This is a genomic window from Rathayibacter sp. AY1D9, from assembly GCF_002932395.1.
Lineage (GTDB): Bacteria > Actinomycetota > Actinomycetes > Actinomycetales > Microbacteriaceae > Rathayibacter.
Genome location: NZ_PSVQ01000034.1, coordinates 1 through 20,349 on the forward strand (window position 1 = coordinate 1; position 20,349 = coordinate 20,349).

The following is a 20,349-nucleotide window of genomic DNA, read 5'->3' on the forward strand; positions in this document are numbered from 1 at the left end:
CCGTGCAGGAGCCGGTGATCGCCGCCCTGCTGCTGGGCAAGGCCGCACAGGCCCGCGAGCGCGGCGTCGAGCTGCACTTCGAGACGCACCTCGAGCCCGAGCAGCTCCAGCGCGTGGTCGTTGGCGAGCACCAGTCGGCCGCGGTCGTCGACCAGCAGCAGCCCCTCCCGCACCGAGTGCAGGACGGACTCGTAGTAGGCGAAGACCTGGCTCATCTGCTCCGGGCCCCGCCCGCCCGTGACCCGCCTCAGGTAGCGGGCGAGGAGCCACGAGCCGAGCGCGCCGAGCGCGACCGCCCCGAGCGCGCCCCACGCGACGACCTGCACGCGGGCGGCGAAGGAGGCGTCCACGGCCGAGAGCGTGACGCCCGCCGACACGAGCGCGACGACCGCGCCGTCGGCGTCCTCGATCGGCGCGACGGCGCGGACGGAGGGCCCGAGCGTGCCGGTGTACGTCTCGGTGAAGGTCCCCCCCTCCAGCGCGGGCTCGATCGTGCCCTGGAACGGCAGGCCGATCCGGTCGCGGTCGCGGTGGGTGTACCGGGTGCGGTCGGGGGCCATGATCGTGAGGAAGTCGACGCCGGTGTCCCGCATGACCTCCTCGGCGTACGGCTGCAGGCTCGCGGAGGGATCCGCACCGGCCGTCGACTCGAGGACGAACGGATTGTCGGCCACCGTCCGCGCCACGACGAGGCTCCGTTGCGCGGCCTCGTCGCCCGCCCGGCTCCGCGCGTCGAGGGCCAGCACCGCGACGGCCGCTGCGGCGATCAGCAGGATGCTCAGCAGCTGCACGGCGAACAGGCGCGCGGCGATGCTGCCGCGCGGTCCGCGTGCGCTCGGCGTCCTGACCATGCCACTCCCTCGTGAGCGAGCACTCGGGGCGCCCCGCCGTGAACAGTATGAACGCAACCGTGCCGGGCTCCGGAGGCGGGGCCACCATCGTCCTACCCCCTCACCTCGACGAAGAGAAGGACACCCCCATGGCGAAGACGCCTCAGACGCCGTCCGACCGGTTGATCCCCGCGGTCACCCCTCCGAAGACCCGGCGGCGCATTGACCGGAACCACTGGCTCTACATCGCCGTCATCATCGCCGTGGTCGCCGGCGTCGTGGTCGGACTCGTCGCTCCCGCCTTCGCGGCGACGCTCGAGCCCGTCGGCAAGGCCTTCGTCGGACTGATCAAGATGATGATCGCGCCGATCATCTTCTGCACCATCGTCATCGGCATCGGCTCCATCGCGAAGGCCGCCACGGTCGGCAAGGTCGGCGGACTCGCGCTGGGCTACTTCATCGTGATGTCGACCTTCGCCCTGGCGATCGGCCTCGTCGTCGGCAACATCCTGCACCCGGGCGAGGGCCTCGACATCTCGAGCGCCACCTACGACACCAGCGACCTCAAGGCCGAGAGCACCAGCGACTTCGTCCTCGGGATCATCCCCGTCTCGCTGTTCTCCTCGCTCGTGGACGGCAGCATCCTGCAGACCCTCTTCGTCGCGCTGCTCGTCGGCTTCGCGCTGCAGAAGATGGGCGCCAAGGGCCAGCCGATCCTCGGAGCGATCAAGCAGCTCCAGGTCCTGGTCTTCCGCATCCTCTCGATGGTGCTCTGGGTCGCCCCGATCGGCGCGTTCGGCGCCATCGCCGCGGTCGTCGGCAAGACCGGCTGGGGAGCGGTCGTCGCTCTCGCCACCCTGATGATCGGCTTCTACATCACCTGCGCGATCTTCGTGGTCGTCGTCCTCGGCCTGCTGCTGCGCCTGGTGACCGGCGTCAGCATCTTCTCGCTGATGAAGTACCTGGCCCGCGAGTACCTGCTCATCGTCGGCACCTCCTCCTCGGAGGCGGCGCTGCCCCGCCTGATCGCGAAGATGGAGCACCTCGGCGTCTCCAAGCCCGTCGTCGGCATCACCGTGCCCACCGGCTACTCCTTCAACCTCGACGGCACGGCGATCTACCTCACGATGGCGTCGCTGTTCATCGCCTCGGCCACCGGAGCGCCGATGTCGATCCCGGAGCAGATCGGCCTCCTCCTCTTCATGATGATCGCCTCGAAGGGCGCCGCGGGCGTCACCGGAGCGGGCCTGGCCACGCTGGCCGGCGGCCTCCAGTCCTTCCGCCCCGACCTGGTCAACGGCGTCGGCGTGATCGTCGGCATCGACCGCTTCATGTCCGAGGCCCGCGCGGTCACCAACTTCACCGGCAACGCGGTCGCCACCCTTCTCGTGGGCACCTGGACCAAGCAGATCGACATGGTGCAGGTCCGCGAGGTCCTCGGCGGGCGCTCGCCCTTCGACGAGACCACGCTCGGAGCGGACGAGCACGAGGCCCCCGCGTCGGGCACCTCGATCACCGAGGGGATCGCCTCGATCCAGGACTCCGACGAGGCGTCGCGGATGCGCGCGGAGATCGCGGCCAAGCGCTAGCCGATCCGATCGCGAAGGCCCCGCCTCCCGGAACCGGTCCGGGAGGCGGGGCGTCCGTCGTGCGCGGGTCAGTGCCTCCGCACCCCGAGCAGAGGCAGGGTCACCGAGCAGAGCGGCCCGATCAGCACCGCGAAGAGGAGGGTGCCGAGGCCGGCGTCGCCGCCGAGGGCCCAGCCGATGAGCAGCACCGTGAGCTCGACGCCCGAGCGCGCCACCCAGATCGGCAGGCCCGTGCGGGTGTGCAGGCCCAGCATCAGTCCGTCGCGGGGCCCCGGACCGAGGCGGGCGCCGATGTAGATCCCGCTCGCGACCGCCAGCAGAACGAGACCGCCTGCGAAGAGCAGGCCGCGGGCCCACCACTCCTCTGGCGTCGCCAGCACACGCAGTCCGACATCGATCATCGTGCCGACCACGAGCACGTTCAGCACGGTGCCGAGACCGGGCCGCTGTCGGAGGGGGATCCACAGCAGCAGGACGAGCAGGCCGATCACGTTCGTGAGCAGTCCGATCCCGAGCCCGGTCTGGTGCGCGACCCCCTGGGCGAAGACGGTCCACGGGTCCACGCCGATCGCCGCGCGGATCATCATCGCGTCGGCGAATCCGTAGAGGATCAGGCCCACCAGCAGGCGCGGCACGGGTCGGAGGCGCCACTGGCCCGCTGGGGGAGCGGCGGCGGCAACGGGAGCGGTGAGGGTCATGGACTCATCACAGCGCGACATTGGCCTTCTTCGCGCGGTCCAATCCGGCTACCTTGGACGCATGGCTGATGTCCACTTCGGCGCGCGCGCCCTGCAGACCCTCCTCGGCGACTGGCGCGAGCAGCGCGGCACCCGGCCCGCCTACCTCGCGCTGGCCGATCGGATCCGCCTCCTCGGGATCGACGGCCGCATCCCCGCGGGCAGCCGCCTGCCCGCCGAGCGCGAGCTCTCGGCCCGCCTCGGCGTCAGCCGCACGACCGTGGCCGCCGCGTACCGCGAGCTGCGCGACAGCGGCTACCTCGTCAGCGTGCGCGGCTCCGGCAGCGTCACCCGCCTGCCGGGAGCGGCCGTGCACGCGGTGCCCTCGCTCGCGCCGGACTTCCTCGACTTCACCAAGGCGGCCCTGCCCGCCGTCCCCGAGCTGGCCGAGGCGTACACCCGCGCGGCGCAGGCGGCCCCCGAGCACTTCGACTCCGGCTCCTACGACACGGTCGGCCTGCCGGTGCTGCGCCGCGCGATCGCCGAGCGCTACACCGCGCGGGGTCTGCGCACCGAGCCCGGCCAGATCATGGTGACCATCGGCGCGCAGCACGCGATCGCGCTCGTCGCCCGCACCCTGCTCGCGCGGGGCGACCGGGCGCTGATCGAGGCCCCGACCTACCCGCACGCCTACGAGGCCCTCCGGCTGGCCGGCGCGCGGCTCGTGCCGGTGAACGTCGACGGGGCGGACGGCTGGGACGGAGAGGGCCTGATCGCCGCGCTGCGCGGCACGAGCCCGAGCCTGGCCTACCTGATGCCCGACTTCCACAACCCGACCGGCCGCTCCATGGCCCCCGAGCTGCGGGAGCGGGCGATCGCCGCCGCGGCCCGGCAGGGGACCCTGATCATCGCCGACGAGACGACGGCCGAGCTCGACATCGACCGGCGGATGACGCCGCTGCCGTTCGCCGCCTACGGGCCCGAGGGGACGGTGCTCTCGATCGGCTCCGTCGGCAAGACGCTGTGGGGCGGCATCCGGATCGGCTGGATCCGCGCCGAGCGGGCGGTGATCCGCAAGCTGGCGCTGGCGCGCTCGGCGAGCGACCTCGGCACGCCGATCCTGGAGCAGCTCCTGGTCGCGGACATGCTCGGCCGGATGGACGGCGTGCTGGAGCTGCGGCGCTCGCAGCTGCGCGCCGGCCGCGACCACCTCGAGGCGGCCCTGGCGCGCGCGATCCCGGAGTGGAGCGTGCCGCGGGTCTCGGGCGGTCTCTCCACCTGGGTGGGCCTGGGCCGGCCGGCGAGCTCGCAGCTGGCGCTCGCCGCCCGGACGGCGGGCCTGCTGATCACCGCGGGCCCGCGCTTCGGGATCGACGGCGCCTTCGAGCGCTTCCTCCGCATCCCGATCGGCTACTCGCCCGAGGCGACCGACCGGGCCGTGGAGGCGCTCGCGACGGCCTGGGCGCAGGTCGCCCGGCACCCGGCGGCCGACCCGGGGTACCTCGCCGACGTGGTCTGAGGTGGAGTACCCGCCGGGCGTGTGAGATCGTTCTCTCATGAGCGACGGGTACGGCTACCTGCTGGTCCACTTCATGGAGGACCGGACCGGCCACAGCGAGAAGATCTTCCTCTCGCTCAGCCGGGGCGACGATCCGCTGCGCTGGCGAGCGCTCGGGCCGGTGCTGGAGTGGACCGGCGGCACGGGCGGCGTCCGCGACCCCCACATCGTCCGCGCGCCGCGGGGCTTACACCTCGTCGCCACCGACCTCCGCGTCTGGCGGCCCGAGGGCCCGGACTGGGACCTCTACCGGCACCGGGGGAGCCGCGACCTCGTGGTCTGGGACTCCCCGGACCTCCTCGAGTGGTCCGAGCCGCGCGCGGTCGCCGTCGCTCCCGAGGGCGCGGGCATGGCCTGGGCGCCGGAGTCGGTCTACGACCCGGTCTCGGGCGACTTCCTCGTGCACTGGTCCTCCGGCCTGGCCGAGGACGGCGACCCCGCCACCGGCGAGACGGGCGACAGCCGCATCCTGCTCTCCCGCACGCGCGACTTCCGCACGTTCACCGAGCCCGAGACCTACCTGCGGCTGCCCGGCGGAGTGATCGACATGACGCTGCTGATCGAGGGCACGGCCGTCCACCGCTTCGCCAAGCAGCACGACGAGGCCCCCGACACGATGCAGGTGTTCCAGCAGGTCGGCTCCTCCCTCCTCGCGGACGACTTCGCCACCGTCGCCCGGGGGATCGGGCAGGAGCTCGGCCCGAGCATCGAGGGGCCGCTGGTCTTCCGGCACCACCGCGAGGAGCGCTGGTCGCTCTGGGTCGACCAGTACGCCCTCCGCCCCTACGGCTACCGCGCCTACACGAGCACCGACCCGGCCTCGGGCCGCTGGGAGCTCGCGGAGGAGTTCGACCTGCCCGAGGACACCAAGCACGGAGCGGTCCTCCCGCTCACCCGATCCGAGTACACGGCGCTCGACGAGCGCCACCCCGCCTGAGAGGCCCCGCATGACCGACTTCAGCCCCCGTCTCGCCGACGCCCTCGTCACCGTCCTCGGTGCCGACGGCGCTCCGCTCGCCCACGCCGACGTGACGGTCGAGCAGCGCCGCCACGCCTTCGCCTTCGGCTGCACCCCTCCGAGCACCGACCCCGCGCGCGCCGAGGAGCGCCGGCTCTGGCTCGACCTGTTCGATACGGCGACGCTCCCCGTCTACTGGGGCCGCTTCGAGCCGGAGCGCGGCCGCACCGCGACGGAGGAGGTGCTCGCCGAGGCGCGCGCGCTCGCCGCGGACGGCGTCCGCCTGAAGGGGCACCCGCTGGTCTGGCACTACGTGAAGCCGGAGTGGCTCGACGCGCTGCCGCTGGACGAGGCCGAGCAGCTCCTCCGCGCGCGCATCCGCCGGGAGGTGGGCGCCTTCGCCGGGCTGATCGACACCTGGGACGCGATCAACGAGGTCGTCATCATGCCGCGCTTCGCGAACGAGCCGGACGGCGTGACGAACGCCGTCACCCGCCTCGCCCGCGAGAAGGGACGCGTCGTCATGGTCGAGCTGGCCTTCTCGGAGGCGCGCAGCCTCGGCACCGGACCGGTGCTCGTGCTGAACGACTTCGACCTCGGGCCCGAGTACGAGCGGCTGATCGAGGACGTGCTCGAGGCCGGGACCCGGCCCGATGCGATCGGCCTGCAGTCGCACATGCACCAGGGGTTCCGCGGGGAGGAGCAGATCACGGCGATCTGCGACAGGTTCGCGCGCTTCGGCCTGCCGCTGCACTGGACCGAGACCACCCTCGTCTCGGGCGAGCTGATGCCCGCCGAGATCGAGGACCTCAACGACCACGTGGTCGAGGACTGGCCGACCACCCCGGAGGGGGAGGCGCGGCAGGCGGACGAGATGGTGCGGCACTACGAGACGCTGGTCGCGCATCCGGCGGTCGAGGCGATCACCTACTGGGGCTTCGACGACGCCGGCGCCTGGCTCGGAGCGCCGGGCGGGTTCCTCCGCCGCGACGGGAGCCCGAAGCCGGCCTACGAGGCGCTGCGCTCGCGGATCCGCGGGGACTGGTGGCTCGAGCCGACGGTGCTCCGGACGGACGCCGAGGGGCGCGTCGGCGTCCGGGCCTTCGCCGGGGACTTCGCGCTCTCGAGCGCCGGGGCGGGCGCTGCAGTGAGCCTCCCCGTCGGGTCGTCGACGGCTGAGGTCCGCCTGGGCTGAGGGCGTCCGGGGCCGGCCGGTGGCGCCGGTCGCCCCGTCGCACGCCCCGGAACGCCGCGTCCCTCCCAACACTCAGTCGGCTGATGGAAGACTCGGAGGGTGCATCTCCTCGCGGTCCTCAGCATGAAGAACCGGGCGCTCATCGCGCTCGTCACTGTCGTCATCGCCGTCTTCGGCGGAGTCGCCCTGACCGGGCTCAAGCAGGAGCTCGCGCCGTCGATCTCCTTCCCGCAGCTCGCCGTCGTCACGTCCTACCCGGGCGCCGCTCCGGAGGTGGTCAACGACGACGTCTCGACGCCGATCGAGACCGCCATCCAGGGGGTGCCGGGGCTCGAGACGACCAGCGCGACGTCCTCCACGGACTCCTCCCTCATCTCGGCGTCCTTCACCTACGGCACCGACCTCGCCACCGCCGAGCAGAAGATCCTGCAGGCGATCAACCGGATCAAGAGCACGCTCCCGGACGGCGTCGACCCGCAGGTGGCCACCGGCTCCCTCGACGACCTGCCGGTGCTGCAGCTCGCCGTGTCGAGCGACGGCGACGCGGACGCGCTGGCCGAGCGCCTGCGCACCACGGTCATCCCGGACCTGGAGAAGGTCGAGGGCGTGCGCGAGGCGGCGCTCGTCGGCGAGACCGCCCAGCGCGTCACGATCACCCCGGACGACGCGGCGCTCGTCGCGGCCGGCCTCTCGACCGGCGACATCCGCTCGGCCCTGCAGCAGAACGGCGTGCTCGTCGCGGGCGGACAGATCACCCAGGACGGCTCGACCTTCTCGGTGCAGTCGGGCGTCAAGCTCGACTCGACCGACGCGATCGCGGCGCTGCCGCTGCTGCCGTCCGCAGGTGCCTCCGCGGGTGCGGGCGGCGCCGGTGCGTCAGCGGGCGCGGGTGCCTCCGCGGGCTCCGGCGCTTCGGTCGGCGGCTCCGACGTCGGAGCGGCGGCGGGAGGCGCGGCCGTGACCGCAGAGCCGACGGTCACCACCCTCGGCTCCGTCGCGACCGTCGCCGTCACCGACGCCCCCGTCACCTCGATCTCGCGCGTCAACGGCCAGCCCGCCCTGACCCTCTCGATCACCAAGCTCCCCGCGGCGAACACCGTCGACGTGTCGACCGGCGTGGCCGCGCTGCTCCCGGACCTCGAGGAGTCGATCGGCGACAACGCCGCCTTCACCCCGGTCTTCGACCAGGCGCCCTACATCCAGGAGTCGATCGCGTCGCTCGCGCAGGAGGGGGCGCTCGGCCTCGTCTTCGCCGTGCTGGTGATCCTGCTGTTCCTGCTGTCGGTGCGCTCGACCCTGGTCACGGCCATCTCGATCCCGACGTCGGTGCTGATCACGTTCATCGGTCTGCAGACGGCCGGCTACACCCTCAACATCCTGACCCTCGGCGCGCTCACCATCGCGATCGGGCGTGTGGTCGACGACTCCATCGTCGTGATCGAGAACATCAAGCGGCACCTCGACGCGGGCGAGGACCGGGCCCGGACCATCGCGGTCGCCGTCCGCGAGGTCGCCGGCGCGATCACCGCCTCCACGATCACCACGGTCGCGGTGTTCCTGCCGATCTCGTTCGTCGGCGGCACCACGGGCGAGCTGTTCCGGCCCTTCGCGCTGACCGTGTCGATCGCCCTGCTCGCCTCCCTCGTGGTGGCGCTGACGATCGTGCCGGTGCTCGCCTACTGGTTCCTCCGCCCCTCGAAGCGGCCGGCGGTGCGCCAGGCCGCGCAGGCGGCGCTCGCGGAGGAGCGCGCGGCGGCCGGAGGAGCACCCGCCTCGGGCGTCCCGGCCGACACCGCCGCGCCGGTCGAGGAGGCCCCGCACCACGGCGCCCACGCCGCTCGCCGCCGGGCGCGCGGGCTGCAGTCGGTCTACGGCCCGATCATCCACTGGACGCTGAAGCACTCGGTCGTCACCGTCCTCCTGGCGCTGCTCGTGCTCGTCGGGACCGGTGCGCTGTACCCGCTGATGAAGACGAACTTCCTCGGCTCCAGCGGGCAGGACACCTTCACCGTCACCCAGACGGTCCCCGTCGGCCAGAGCCTCGACGCGCAGGACGCGACGGCGCAGCAGGCGAGCACGGCGATCCTCGGCGTCGACGGCGTCGAGACCGTCCAGCTCACCGTCGGCTCCTCCGGCGGCCTGCAGAGCGCGTTCGGCGGGGGAGGCGGCGGCGGCACCTCGATCCGCTACTCCGTCACCACCGATGAGTCGGCCGACCAGGAGGCCGTGCAGGCGGACGTCCGCGACGCGCTGTCGGGCGTCGCCTCGGCCGAGGACATCAGCGTCGCCGCCTCCTCCGGCTTCGGCGCCTCCTCGGACATCGAGGTCGACCTCTCGACCGCCTCGCAGAGCGACCTCCAGAGCGCGAGCGACCAGCTCCTCGAGGCCCTGCGCGGGACCGACGGGATCAGCCAGGCCGAGAGCAACCTCTCCTCCTCGCTGCCCTACATCGCGGTGCGGGTCGACCGCGACGCCGCGGCCCGGGCGGGTCTCAGCGAGGTCGCCGTGGGCACGATCGTCAGCCAGGCGCTCCAGCCCAGCCAGGTCGGCAGCGTCGTGATCGACGACCGCACCCTCTCGATCTACCTGGCCGACGGGCAGCCGCCGGCCACCGTGGACGAGCTGCGGAACCTCGAGGTGCCGACCCTCACCGGCACCGTCGCGCTCTCCACCCTCGCGGCGGTCGAGCAGACGGACGGTCCGGCGAGCATCACCACCGAGCGCGGGCAGCGCACCGCGACCATCACCGTCACCCCGGAGGGCGACGACCTCGCCTCGGCCAACGTCGCCGTGCAGAACGCGATCGACGCGACGGCGCTTCCGGCCGGTGTCGACGCCTCCCTCGGCGGAGTGACCGCCGACCAGGCCGACGCGTTCTCGCAGCTGGGCATCGCGCTGCTGGTCGCGATCCTGATCGTCTACGTCGTGATGGTGGCGACGTTCCGCTCGCTCCTGCAGCCGCTGCTCCTGCTCGTGTCGGTGCCGTTCGCGGCGACCGGCGCGATCCTCCTGCAGGTGATCACCGGCGTGCCGCTGGGCGTGCCGTCCCTGATCGGCGTGCTGATGCTGATCGGCATCGTCGTCACGAACGCGATCGTGCTCGTGGACCTGGTGAACCAGTACCGCGATCGCGGGATGCCGGTGCGGGAGGCGCTGCTGCACGGCACCGAGCGGCGGCTCCGGCCCATCCTGATGACCGCCCTCGCGACGATCTTCGCCCTGCTGCCGATGGCGCTGGGGATCACGGGCCACGGCGGCTTCATCTCGCAGCCGCTGGCGATCGTCGTGATCGGCGGCCTGGTGTCCTCGACGGTGCTGACCCTCGTGGTCCTGCCCGTCGTCTACAACCTGGTCGAGGGGTATCGTGAGCGGCGGCGTGCCGCCCGCGCCGGGAAGGCGTCGGCATGACGGACATCAGGGATGCGGCCGAGACGGTCGGCTCGCGCTGGCGCAGCGGCCCGGAGCGCGCCACCGCGGTCCTCGACGAGATCGGTCCGGAGCGCTTCGTCGCCCGCGACTTCCGCCCGGGCACGCTCCGGCACCTCGTCCTGATCCGCTTCCGCCCGACGGCGCTGGTCGCCGAGGCGGACGAGGTCACCCGCCGCTTCCTCGCCCTGGCCGACGAGTGCGTCCGCGACGGACGGCGCTACATCGAGTCGATCGAGACCGGGCCGCAGCTGAGCATCGAGGGTGCGGGCGAGGGCTTCGACCGGGCGTTCCTGCTGACCTTCTCCTCCGAGGGCGACCTGCACTACTACCTGGGCCGGCCGGCCGTCGAGGACCCCGCGCACTGGGATCCGGCGCACGACGCGTTCAAGGAGTTCGTCGGGCCGTTCGTCGACACGGCCGGCATCGTCGCGTTCGACTTCCGACCCGAAGAGCACTGATGGCGACTCCTGACTTCGTGCTGCGGCTGCGCGAGCGGATCGGGACCGAGCTGCTCTGGCTCACCGGCGTGACCGCGGTGATCCTCCGCGAGGAGCCGGCGCTCGAGGTCCTGCTCGTCCGGCGCGCCGACACCGGAGCCTGGACGGCCGTCACCGGGATCATCGACCCGGGCGAGACCGTCGCCGGCACCGCCCGCCGCGAGGCGCAGGAGGAGGCGGGCGTCGAGATCGAGGTCGAGCGCCTCGTGCAGGTGCACACCCTGCCGCCGATGCAGTACCCCAACGGGGACCGCTCGCAGTACCTCGACCACGTGGTGCGCTGCCGCTGGATCTCGGGGGAGGCCCACGTCGCGGACGACGAGTCGACCGAGGTCGGCTGGTTCGCGCCCGACGCGCTGCCGCCGATGTCGGACGAGCACCGCGCCCGGATCCAGCGGGCGCTGTCGGACGAGCCGGGCTGCTCGATCGACTGACGGCGGGGGTGAGCGCCGGACGAGGCGGGGCCGCCTCCCGGGAGCGGCACGCGGATCGGAGCGGGCGTCCTGCCGTGTCGGCCTCCAAACGGGCGGGCCCTCGGGCAGGGCTCCTCGGACCAGGCTCGCCTCGGAGCGGGCGCTGCTCAGACCGGACGCGCGAAGCAGAGCACCGCGTCGTCGCCGACGTGGGCTCCGAAGCCGTCGATCGCCGTGAAGCCGAGCGCCCCGGCCGCTGGGGCGAGCTCCGGCGCGGCGGCCAGGCGCAGCGTGCGGATCCGCTGCACCCGCGCCCACGACTCCGCCGCCGCGACGAGCCGTCGGGCGACTCCCGTGCGCCGGTGGACGGAGGCGACCACGAGCTCCAGCACCTCGGCGAAGTCGTCCGGGCCGGGAGCGAGCACCAGCACGCCGGCCGCCGCCCCGTCGATCCGGGCGATCAGGACGCGGGCGTGCGGGGGTGGGACCGCGGCGAGGAGGCCCTCCGCTCCGGCTGCGTCCTCGAGGCGGACGACGACTCCGCTCACGAGCCCAGGTGGGCGCGGAGGAACTCGACGACTCGAGCACGCAGAGCGTCGTCGAGGAGCGCGATCGAGTGCAGCGAGCCGGGGAGGACGAGGAGGTCGACCCTCGAGCCCGCTGAGCGCAGCGCCTCGGCGAAGCGGGCCGACTGGCTGAGCGCGACCCGTTCGTGCGCCGCGTGCGCGATGAGGAACGGCGGCTCGGAGCCGTCCACCTGCGCGAGGGGCGAGGCGGCGGTCGCAGCGGGGCAGGAGGCGAGGTCCGCGCAGTCGAGGTAGCTGCGCACGGCGGCCGCGACTCCGACCACCGGGTCGTCGTCGGCGAGGCCGGCGGCGCTGAGATCGGAGGGGCCGCTCAGGTCGACCACGGCGGCCAGGCGCGACGAGGTCGACGGCAGCGTGCCGAGCAGAGAGGCGAGGTTGCCGCCGGCCGAGCCGCCGAAGGCCGCCACCCGCTCCGGATCGATGCCGAAGCGCGCGGTCTGCTCCGGCTCGAGCAGCCAGTCGAGGGCGGCCGTCACATCGTCGAGCTGCGCGGGGAACACGGCGGCGGGCGCGAGGCGGTAGTCGACCGAGACGGCGACGAACCCCTCCGATCCGAGCCACTGGCAGATCGGACGCCAGTTCGCGTCGGCCTTGCCTCCACGGGCCCAGCTGCCGCCGTGCACGACGAGGACGGCGGGCCGCGGCTCCGCCGACGGGGCAGGGGAGGAGCAGACGTCGGCGCTCTGCCCAGTGCTCGCGTCGTAGACGACGTCGGCCGTCACGCTCACGCCGGACCAGTCGGGTGCGGGTGCCGCTCCGAGCGCCTGCGCCACCGGCTCCGAGACGGGAGTGGTGCTCGCGCAGCCCGAGAGGAGGAGTGCGAGGGCGGCCAGGACCGCGGCGACGCGTCGCGGGGATCGGGTGGGCTCGCGCATGAGTGCGATCAGCGTACGGGGTGCCCGGCGCCCCGGATGCGGCACCCCCGCGATCAGGGGGTGCCGGGCTCGCGCTGCAGCCGGACCAGGACGACCCCCGCGAGGATCAGCGCGCCGCCGCCGAACTGGATCGGCGCGGGCAGCTCGCCGAGGATCAGCCACGCGGCCGCGATCGAGAACAGCACCTCCGTCAGGCCGACGAAGGAGGCGATCCGCGTGCCGAGACGGCGTCCGCCCTCGATCCCGAGCAGATACGCCAGCACCGTCGACATGCCGAGGATCACGCCCGCGGGGAGGAGCCAGCTGACCTCCGCTCCGACGAACACCACCTCTCCGAAGGTCGCGCGCAGCGGTGTGACGCCGAGCGCCCCGAGTGCCAGCAGGATCGCGGCGCCGACCGTCATCGCCCCCGCCGTGAGCGCGATCGGCGGCAGCTCCGGATCCACCCGGCCGGCGATGACGTAGTAGACGCACAGGCCGAGCGAGGCGGTCAGCGCCCAGGCGATGCCGACCAGCTCGGGGGTCGACTCGCCGGACAGGTCGAGCACGAGCACCAGGCCGCCGAGCGCGAGCGCGGAGCCGGCGAGGGTGAAGCGGCCGGGGTGCCGGCGGGTGCGCGCCCAGGCGAGGAGGACGAGGAACACCGGCGCGAGGTACTCGATCAGCAGGGCGACGCCGACCGACATGTGCTCGATCGCGCTGTAGAAGCAGAGCTGCGCGGCGATCACGGCGAAGACTCCGTAGAGGGCGATCGTGCCGAGGTTGCGGCGGAGCACGGGCCAGCGGCCGCGGAGGGACAGGACCGCCGGGATCGCGAGGATCAGGGCGGCGCCGCCCGCGCGCCAGAGGACCGCGGACGCCGGCGTCCAGCCCGCCTCGAGGAGCGGCTTCACGAACGGCCCGCCCAGACCGAACGCCGCCGACGCGGCCAGCGCCGCGACGAGGCCCGAGCCGAGGCGCCGTGCAGGCGCGGGCGCGCTCGCGGCGGGGAGGGTGACGGCGGCGGTGCTCTCGGCGGTCATGGTCGGCTCCTTCAGGAGTCAAAAGGATTACACTCGTGACAGCGAGCTGATCGCACACTACTGAGCCGCACTGTCAGGAGTCAACATGGTGTTCGCCTATGACGTCGAGGCGTCACTGACCTCCACCGCCACCCTCGTCAACACGCTCCCCGAGCTGTCGCCGTCCGGCGAGGACGAGATGGCGACGATCGAGCAGCTGGACGACTTCCTCCTCGAGAACCGGTACACGGGCAGCCGCGACGGATCGACCGAGGAGCTGGAGGCCGTGCAGTCGATCCGCTCCTCCCTCCGCACCCTCTGGCTCACGCGGGCCGAGGAGGACCTCGTCCCCGTCGTCAACGGGATGCTCGACTCCGGCCGCGCGCTCCCGCAGCTGGTCCGGCACGGACCCTACGGCTGGCACCTCCACGCGACGCGCGACGAGAGCCCGCTCGCCACCCGCATCCTGGTCGAGGCCGCCATGGCGTTCGTCGACGTGATCCGCGGCGACGAGCGCGAGCGGATCCGCGTCTGCGCGGCGGAGGACTGCGAGGCGGTGCTCGTGGACTTCTCCCGCAACCGCTCGAAGCGCTACTGCGACACGGGCAACTGCGGCAATCGCGCGAACGTGGCCGCGTACCGGGCCCGGCGGGCGTCGCAGTAGCGGACGGGCGGTCGTTGCGCGCGGGCGCGCGTCGATCGTGCTGCGGCTCGGGGCCGGGGGGCTGTTGCGGGGCGACTCCGCGGGGGACCGGTTGCGGAGGTGCGCGGCTCCCGGGCTTCGCGGCTCCCGGGCTTCGCGGCTCCCGGGCTTCGCGGCTCCCGGCTTTCGCGGCCCCCGACCTGAGCGGCTCCTGGCCGCACGTCTCCCCGCCCTAGCCAGGCTCCGGGGCCGCGTGTAGACTCGCTCGGTCGGCTCTTGACACCGTGCGTTCTCGTGCGGATGGGTTTGTTAGTCAAGTGGGCCGAGTCTCCGACAGTCGTCGTGAGACGAATCACATGTGTGAATCGGCCCCGGTCAATGACTCGCCCGGGTTCTCCCCCCTGCTGCCCCGCAGCAGTCCAGCGCACGGACGCCCCTCACGACGGGGCTCCTCCGGCGTCGCCTCCTCGCGCACGACCTGAACCCAGGAAGAACTGCCATGCCCAAGAACAAGAAGCCCGCCGGCGGACGTCCGGCCAAGAACTTCGAGCCCAACCGCTTCGGCGCCTCGAGCGGCAAGTCCCAGCTCGGCGGCCGCTCGCGCTTCCCCGGCGCCAAGCCGGGCTCGCGCAGCGAGGGCCACCGCGGATTCCGCGCCGTCGACGAGAACGCCCCCAAGAAGGCGCGCTGGAACGCCGACGAGCGCGCCGAGCGGGCCACCGAGCGCGCCGATCGGCCCGCCCGCGGGTACGACCGCGACGAGCGGCCCTCTCGCGGCTACGACCGCGACGCGCGTCCGGCCCGCTCGAACGACCGTGACGAGCGTCCGGTCCGCGGGTACGACCGCGACGCACGCCCGGCGCGCTCGAACGATCGCGATGAGCGTCCTGCGCGTTCCTTCGATCGCAGTGACCGTCCGGCCCGTTCCTTCGACCGCGATGCGCGTCCGGCCCGCTCGAACGATCGCGACGATCGTCCGGCGCGTTCCTACGGGCGCGATGAGCGTCCTGCGCGTTCCTTCGACCGGAGCGACCGCCCGGCCCGTTCCTTCGACCGTGACGCGCGTCCGGCCCGCTCGAACGATCGCGACGATCGTCCGGCCCGTTCCTACGGGCGCGACGACCGTCCTGCGCGTTCCTTCGACCGGAGCGACCGCCCGGCCCGTTCCTTCGACCGCGATGCGCGTCCGGCCCGCTCGAACGACCGCGACGATCGTCCGGCCCGTTCCTACGGACGCGACGACCGTCCGGCCCGCACCGGCGACCGCGACGAGCGCCCCTCGCGCGGCTACGACCGCACCGAGCGTCCCGCCCGCTCGTTCGACCGCAGCGACCGTCCGGCTCGCTCCTTCGACCGGGACGCGCGTCCCTCGCGCGGCCACGACCGCGGCGACCGCGCGACCCGCTCGCTCGACCGCGACTCCCGGCCCTCGCGCCGCGACTCCGGCTCGGACTTCTACCCCAGCCGCGACGCCCGTGCGCCGCACCAGGCCGACGACGTCGTGCTCGAGCGCCTCGAGGCGACGGCCACTCTCGCCGTCGACGTCGAGGGCGTCACCTTCGGCGACCTCGGCCTGGGAGGGAACATCGTCCGGATGCTGACCGAGCTCGGAGCGGCCGCGCCGTTCCCGATCCAGGCCGCGACCATCCCCGAGGTGCTCGCCGGCAAGGACGTCCTCGGACGCGGCAAGACCGGCTCCGGCAAGACCATCGCCTTCGGCGCCCCCGTCGTCGAGCGCCTGATGGAGAACAACGGAGCGAAGGGCCGCAAGCCGGGCCGCGCTCCGCGCGCGCTCATCCTCGCGCCGACCCGCGAGCTCGCCATGCAGATCGACCGGACCATCCAGCCGATCGCCCGCTCCGTCGGCCTGTTCACGACGACCATCTACGGCGGCGTCCCCCAGTACAAGCAGGTCGGAGCCCTCCAGCGCGGAGTCGACATCGTCATCGCGACGCCGGGCCGCCTCGAGGACCTCGTCGAGCAGGGCCGCCTCGACCTTTCGAACATCACCATCACGGTGCTCGACGAGGCCGACCACATGTGCGACCTCGGCTTCCTCGAGCCCGTGCAGCGCATCCTCCGCCAGACCGCCGACGGCGGCCAGCGGCTGCTGTTCTCGGCCACGCTCGACAAGGGCGTCGCGACGCTCGTGGACGAGTTCCTGGTCGAGCCGAGCGTCCACGAGGTCGCCGGCGAGGACCAGGCGTCCTCGACCATCGACCACCGCGTGCTCCTGATCGAGCACCGCGACAAGGCCGAGATCATCGAGCAGCTCGCCGCCCGCCAGGGCAAGACGCTGATCTTCGCCCGGACCCGCGCGTTCGCGGAGCAGCTCGCGGAGCAGCTCGACCACGCGGACATCCCCGCGACGAGCCTCCACGGCGACCTCAACCAGTCGCGCCGCACCCGCAACCTCGCACTGCTCACCAGCGGACGCGTGGACGTGCTGGTCGCGACGGACGTGGCCGCGCGCGGCATCCACGTCGACGACATCGACCTGGTGATTCAGGCCGACGCTCCCGACGAGTACAAGACGTACCTCCACCGCTCCGGCCGCACCGGCCGCGCGGGCAAGACGGGCACGGTCGTGACGCTCATCACGCGCAACCGTCGCCGCCGCATGGAGGAGCTGCTCGACCGGGCCGAGATCGAGGCCGAGATGATCGAGGCCCGCCCCGGCGACCGCGTCCTGCGCGAGATCAGCGCCCCGGCCGAGTAGCCGCCGACCGCACGACGACGAGGCGCGGACCCCCTGCATCGGGGTCCGCGCCTCGTGTCGTTCGTGGTGAGTGCTGTGGTGCGGAGTGACGGCGAGTGCCGGGTCGTGGTGACCCTCCGACTCCGCGCTGCGCAGGGCTCCTCGCTGTGCGGCTTCCCGTTCGGACAGCTCTGCGTTGCGCGGCTCTGTGCTGGACGACTCTGTGCCGGACGACTCTGCAGTGTCCGGCTTCGCGGAGGGCTTCTGCACGCACGAACGCCGAAGGGCGGACACCTCGCGGTGCCCGCCCTTCGGCGTGTTCACCGGCCGGAGCCGGTGAGGGGAATTAGCTGGCCGGGGGGGTCAGCACGGTGTCGATGAGGTAGACGGTCGCGTTGGCGGTCTGGACGCCACCGCAGATGACGGACGCGTCGTTGACCTTCAGGTCGTCGCCGGAACCGGTGACGGTGAGGTTGCCACCCTGGACAGTGGCGTGGTCGCCGGCGATCGCGTCAGGGGCGATCTGGCCGGGGACGACGTGGTAGGTCAGGATCGAGGACAGCGTGGCGGCGCCCTCGGGGGTCTTGAGGGAGTCGACGGTCGCGGCGTCGAGCTTGGCGAACGCGTCGTCGACCGGGGCGAAGACGGTGAACTCGCCGCTGTTCAGCGTGTCGACGAGGTTGACGTCGGGGTTGAGGCCACCGGAGATCGCAGCGGTCAGGGTGGTGAGCAGCGGGTTGTTCGACGCGGCGGTCGCAACGGGGTCGAGCGACATGCCCTCGACCGAGCCGGCGCCGTCCGGGACCTGCTCGGCGTAGGCGGCACAGCCGGGGCCGACGAGGTTCGCGGCCGGGTCCATGGTCGCCATGGGGGTCGAGGAGGCGGAGGCCGACGAGGTGGCCATCGGGGTCGACATCTCGGTCGCCGCGTCGCTGGCGGCGGTGGTCGAGCCGCTTCCGCTCGAGCAGGCGGTGAGGCCGAGGGCGGCGGTGCCCAGCAGGGCGAATGCGGCGAGGGCGGAACGCTTGGTGGATCGCATGGGATTACTCCTTCGTGAGACGGCCCCCACGTGATGCGGAGGACCTGTTCTGTGTGGACCGTGTCGCGGCCGTTGACATGTGTTCGGAGCCCTCCCTGCGGGGGTTTGGATTTCTTTCGGTGATCTAGGTAACGGCTTCGTAACGGCAGGGAACCGGGACGGCGGGGAGCTGCTCCGCCGCGTCGATTACCCTGGAGACGTCGCGCGCACGCGTCGACGCGACGACGAGAGGACGGGCGAGTGCAGACCCGAGGTGCACGAGTGGCTCGCGGCGTCGCCGCCGCTCTCGCCGCGACCGCCACGGCCGCCGCCTCCCACACACTCGCGGGCGCCGAGACCCCCGCTCCTGCCGTGCTCGCCCTCGCCGCGGCGTTCGCCGTCGTCGTCTGCGTCCTCCTCTCGGGGCGCCGTCCGTCCCTTCCCCGGCTGACGCTCTCCGTGCTCCTCAGCCAGATCGCGTACCACGGCCTCTTCCTCATCACGGGCAGCGGTGGGGAGGTGAGCGTCGTCGGGACGACGGGCACCGGCGCGCACTTCCACGACGGGTCGACCATCGAGCTGATCGCCGGGGGAGGCGGACACGCGGCCCACGCGCCGGTGATGCTCCTCGCCCACCTCGCTGCGGCTGCCTTCACGATCGCGGCGTTCCGGTACGGCGAGCGCCTCTTCTGGACGCTGGGAGCAGGCCTCCACCGCGTCGTCGTACGGATCGTCGCCCGCGCGTCCGCGGTCGCGCTCCCGTCGGCACCCGGCGTCTCGATGACGGGCACCCCCGAGCCGCGGGCGCCCCGATCCCTCGACGCGGTCCTCTCGATCCTCCGGCACCGCGGGCCGCCGCTGCGGGTCCTCCGCGCCGCCTGACGCCCCTCCCGTGCGGGAGCGGCTCCGGTCGGCGCCTCCGCATGCACCGCGAACCCGCGCTGCGTCCAGAACTCCCGGCCCCGCGCCGGATCTCCCCCGAGGACACGACCGTCATGACCCGTTCTTCTTCTTCTTCTTCCTTCTCGCGGCTCCGCCTCGTCGGCAGCGGCGCACTCGTCGCCGCCGGATCGATCGCGCTCGCTGTCGCCGCGCCCACTGCGGCCAGCGCCCACGTGACCGCGGCGGCGAGCAGCACCGCCGCCGGCTCGTACACGGTGGTGACGTTCTCGCTGGCCCACGGCTGCGAGGGCTCGCCGACGACGGGACTCACGATCACGATGCCCGACGGCATCAACTCGGTCAGCCCGACGATCAACCCGAACTGGGACGTCGTGAAGAACGAGGTCGCAATCGCCGACCCGGTCACCGACTCCCACGGGAACACCGCGACCAAGCGGGTCTCGGACGTGGTCTACACGGCGAAGACGCCCCTCGCCGACGGCTACCGCGACACCGTCGCCCTCCAGCTTCAGCTCCCCGAGGACGCAGCCGGCTCCACGCTGGAGTTCCCCGTGCTGCAGACGTGCGAGACCGGCAGCACCGCCTGGGACCAGCCGACCGTCGACGGCCAGGACGAGCCCGAGCTGCCCGCTCCCACCGTCGCGGTGACCGCGGCGGAAGCGGGGTCCGGCCACGGGGGCGGACACGACGACGACGGCGACGGTGACGACGCGGTCGCGACCACCGCCTCGGCGACGACGGCCACGAGCGGCGACGACGTGCTCGCCCGCATCCTCGGAGTCGGTGGGCTCGTCGTCGGCGCGGTCGGCGTGGCCGTCGGGCTCGCCTCCCGCCGCCGCGGACCCCGGGCGTCGGCGTGACCCGTCGGAAGGCCCTCGTCGCCGCGACCGCGATCGGGCTGCTCGGCTCGATCGCTGTGGCGGCGCCCGCCAGCGCGCACAACTACCTCGTCTCGACGACTCCCGCTGCGGACTCGACCGTGACGGAGCAGCCGGGAACGCTGGTGCTGACGACGAACGACGACCTGCTCGTCCTCGGGACGGACGGAACGGCGGCGGCTCTGCGCGTCGTCGGGCCGGACGGGCTCTACTACGGCGACGGCTGCGTCAGCGTCGTCGGGCCGGAAGCGTCGATGCCGCTCGAGCTCGGCGCGGCGGGGGAGTACGAGGTGACGTGGCAGGTCGTGTCGACCGACGGGCACCCCGTGTCGGGCCAGTACGCGTTCGACTGGACGCCGGCCGACGGGACCGCGCTCGCCGACGGGTCGGACTCGGTCCCGGACTGCAACGGCACCGTCGCGGTCTCAGGAGGACAGGCCGAGTCCGCCGACGAAGCGCAGGCGACGTCCGGATCGGACCCGGCACTCCTCGGGGACGTCCTGTGGATCGGCGGCGCTCTCGCCGCGGTCGCCGCCGCCATCGGAGTGACGCTCCTCGTGCTGCGACGGCGACCCCGCGACTGAGGCTCGTGAGCCTCCT

General features: G+C 73.0%; 18 protein-coding genes. 12 read left to right on the plus strand and 6 right to left on the minus strand.

Annotation, left to right across the window (positions count from 1 at the left end; translation table 11 throughout):
• Positions 1 to 851 (minus strand): PAS domain-containing protein (locus C5C50_RS13120; protein ID WP_146085903.1); only part of this gene is annotated, 851 nt, incomplete at its 3' end.
• Positions 852 to 979: 128 nt separating this feature from the next.
• On the opposite strand from C5C50_RS13120, the gene C5C50_RS13125 reads away from it, so the two are divergent.
• Positions 980 to 2,419, plus strand: coding sequence for a cation:dicarboxylate symporter family transporter (locus tag C5C50_RS13125; protein WP_104223811.1), 1,440 nt, complete (start codon positions 980 to 982; stop codon positions 2,417 to 2,419).
• A gap of 68 nt (positions 2,420 to 2,487) precedes the next feature.
• Here C5C50_RS13125 and C5C50_RS13130 read toward each other — a convergent pair whose 3' ends face one another.
• Positions 2,488 to 3,117: a YitT family protein gene (locus C5C50_RS13130; RefSeq protein WP_374953139.1), complete on the minus strand. Its 630-nt coding sequence runs from the start codon at positions 3,115 to 3,117 to the stop codon at positions 2,488 to 2,490.
• A gap of 61 nt (positions 3,118 to 3,178) precedes the next feature.
• Here C5C50_RS13130 and C5C50_RS13135 point away from each other — a divergent pair, with 61 nt between their 5' ends.
• The 6 genes from C5C50_RS13135 (at position 3,179) to C5C50_RS13160 (ending at position 11,167) form a co-directional block, all read left to right on the plus strand.
• Entirely contained in the window at positions 3,179 to 4,615 is a 1,437-nt protein-coding gene (locus C5C50_RS13135; protein ID WP_104257666.1) for a PLP-dependent aminotransferase family protein, read from the plus strand.
• A 37-nt stretch (positions 4,616 to 4,652) separates the two neighbouring features.
• Complete coding sequence (locus C5C50_RS13140; protein ID WP_104273634.1) at positions 4,653 to 5,591, plus strand: glycoside hydrolase family 43 protein; 939 nt, start codon at positions 4,653 to 4,655, stop codon at positions 5,589 to 5,591.
• A gap of 10 nt (positions 5,592 to 5,601) precedes the next feature.
• Positions 5,602 to 6,807, plus strand: a complete 1,206-nt coding sequence (locus tag C5C50_RS13145) for an endo-1,4-beta-xylanase (RefSeq protein ID WP_104273635.1) — start codon at positions 5,602 to 5,604, stop codon at positions 6,805 to 6,807.
• 99 nt (positions 6,808 to 6,906) lie between these two features.
• On the plus strand, positions 6,907 to 10,215 hold the full coding sequence (locus C5C50_RS13150; protein WP_104273636.1) for an efflux RND transporter permease subunit: 3,309 nt from the start codon (positions 6,907 to 6,909) through the stop codon (positions 10,213 to 10,215).
• A complete protein-coding gene (locus C5C50_RS13155; protein ID WP_104273637.1) occupies positions 10,212 to 10,694 on the plus strand; it encodes a Dabb family protein in 483 nt (160 codons plus the stop codon). The genes C5C50_RS13150 and C5C50_RS13155 overlap by 4 nt, the downstream gene beginning before the upstream one ends.
• Entirely contained in the window at positions 10,694 to 11,167 is a 474-nt protein-coding gene (locus C5C50_RS13160) for an NUDIX domain-containing protein (RefSeq protein ID WP_104246894.1), read from the plus strand. The genes C5C50_RS13155 and C5C50_RS13160 overlap by 1 nt, the downstream gene beginning before the upstream one ends.
• Before the next feature lie 146 nt (positions 11,168 to 11,313).
• Here the strand turns inward: C5C50_RS13160 and C5C50_RS13165 are convergent, their stop codons facing one another.
• From C5C50_RS13165 to C5C50_RS13175, 3 genes are read right to left on the minus strand one after another with little or no spacing between them, the layout of a single operon-like run.
• Complete coding sequence (locus C5C50_RS13165) at positions 11,314 to 11,694, minus strand: GNAT family N-acetyltransferase (RefSeq protein ID WP_104273638.1); 381 nt, start codon at positions 11,692 to 11,694, stop codon at positions 11,314 to 11,316.
• On the minus strand, positions 11,691 to 12,608 hold the full coding sequence (locus C5C50_RS13170; RefSeq protein WP_104226174.1) for an alpha/beta hydrolase: 918 nt from the start codon (positions 12,606 to 12,608) through the stop codon (positions 11,691 to 11,693). The genes C5C50_RS13165 and C5C50_RS13170 overlap by 4 nt, the downstream gene beginning before the upstream one ends.
• Positions 12,609 to 12,661: 53 nt before the next feature.
• The gene (locus C5C50_RS13175) at positions 12,662 to 13,630 is read right to left on the minus strand and encodes a DMT family transporter (protein ID WP_104257663.1); all 969 of its coding nucleotides are present in this window, start codon (positions 13,628 to 13,630) and stop codon (positions 12,662 to 12,664) included.
• 85 nt (positions 13,631 to 13,715) lie between these two features.
• On the opposite strand from C5C50_RS13175, the gene C5C50_RS13180 reads away from it, so the two are divergent.
• Positions 13,716 to 14,273 carry a CGNR zinc finger domain-containing protein gene (locus C5C50_RS13180; RefSeq protein WP_104269364.1) on the plus strand — a complete coding sequence of 186 codons (558 nt, stop codon included), beginning with the start codon at positions 13,716 to 13,718 and terminating at the stop codon, positions 14,271 to 14,273.
• A gap of 478 nt (positions 14,274 to 14,751) precedes the next feature.
• Positions 14,752 to 16,971 carry a DEAD/DEAH box helicase gene (locus C5C50_RS13185; protein ID WP_104273639.1) on the plus strand — a complete coding sequence of 740 codons (2,220 nt, stop codon included), beginning with the start codon at positions 14,752 to 14,754 and terminating at the stop codon, positions 16,969 to 16,971.
• A 325-nt stretch (positions 16,972 to 17,296) separates the two neighbouring features.
• Here C5C50_RS13185 and C5C50_RS13190 read toward each other — a convergent pair whose 3' ends face one another.
• Positions 17,297 to 17,989, minus strand: a complete 693-nt coding sequence (locus C5C50_RS13190) for a fasciclin domain-containing protein (protein WP_104246890.1) — start codon at positions 17,987 to 17,989, stop codon at positions 17,297 to 17,299.
• Positions 17,990 to 18,250: 261 nt separating this feature from the next.
• Between C5C50_RS13190 and C5C50_RS13195 the strand changes: the two genes are divergently transcribed.
• From C5C50_RS13195 to C5C50_RS13205, 3 genes are read left to right on the plus strand one after another with little or no spacing between them, the layout of a single operon-like run.
• On the plus strand, positions 18,251 to 18,850 hold the full coding sequence (locus C5C50_RS13195) for a hypothetical protein (protein WP_104273640.1): 600 nt from the start codon (positions 18,251 to 18,253) through the stop codon (positions 18,848 to 18,850).
• A gap of 41 nt (positions 18,851 to 18,891) precedes the next feature.
• Entirely contained in the window at positions 18,892 to 19,731 is an 840-nt protein-coding gene (locus C5C50_RS13200) for a YcnI family protein (protein WP_104273641.1), read from the plus strand.
• Positions 19,728 to 20,333, plus strand: coding sequence for a copper resistance CopC family protein (locus tag C5C50_RS13205; RefSeq protein ID WP_104273642.1), 606 nt, complete (start codon positions 19,728 to 19,730; stop codon positions 20,331 to 20,333). Before C5C50_RS13200 ends, C5C50_RS13205 begins: the two co-directional genes overlap by 4 nt.
• Positions 20,334 to 20,349 lie beyond the last annotated feature (16 nt).

Coding starts and splice junctions, on each gene's coding strand:
- C5C50_RS13140 (WP_104273634.1), top strand. CDS start 4,653: ATGAGCGACGGGTACGGCTACCTGCTGGTCCACTTCATGGAGGACCGG.
- C5C50_RS13180 (WP_104269364.1), top strand. CDS start 13,716: ATGGTGTTCGCCTATGACGTCGAGGCGTCACTGACCTCCACCGCCACC.
- C5C50_RS13170 (WP_104226174.1), bottom strand. CDS start 12,608: ATGCGCGAGCCCACCCGATCCCCGCGACGCGTCGCCGCGGTCCTGGCC.
- C5C50_RS13130 (WP_374953139.1), bottom strand. CDS start 3,117: ATGACCCTCACCGCTCCCGTTGCCGCCGCCGCTCCCCCAGCGGGCCAG.
- C5C50_RS13190 (WP_104246890.1), bottom strand. CDS start 17,989: ATGCGATCCACCAAGCGTTCCGCCCTCGCCGCATTCGCCCTGCTGGGC.
- C5C50_RS13155 (WP_104273637.1), top strand. CDS start 10,212: ATGACGGACATCAGGGATGCGGCCGAGACGGTCGGCTCGCGCTGGCGC.
- C5C50_RS13135 (WP_104257666.1), top strand. CDS start 3,179: ATGGCTGATGTCCACTTCGGCGCGCGCGCCCTGCAGACCCTCCTCGGC.
- C5C50_RS13160 (WP_104246894.1), top strand. CDS start 10,694: ATGGCGACTCCTGACTTCGTGCTGCGGCTGCGCGAGCGGATCGGGACC.
- C5C50_RS13145 (WP_104273635.1), top strand. CDS start 5,602: ATGACCGACTTCAGCCCCCGTCTCGCCGACGCCCTCGTCACCGTCCTC.
- C5C50_RS13185 (WP_104273639.1), top strand. CDS start 14,752: ATGCCCAAGAACAAGAAGCCCGCCGGCGGACGTCCGGCCAAGAACTTC.
- C5C50_RS13175 (WP_104257663.1), bottom strand. CDS start 13,630: ATGACCGCCGAGAGCACCGCCGCCGTCACCCTCCCCGCCGCGAGCGCG.
- C5C50_RS13125 (WP_104223811.1), top strand. CDS start 980: ATGGCGAAGACGCCTCAGACGCCGTCCGACCGGTTGATCCCCGCGGTC.
- C5C50_RS13200 (WP_104273641.1), top strand. CDS start 18,892: ATGCACCGCGAACCCGCGCTGCGTCCAGAACTCCCGGCCCCGCGCCGG.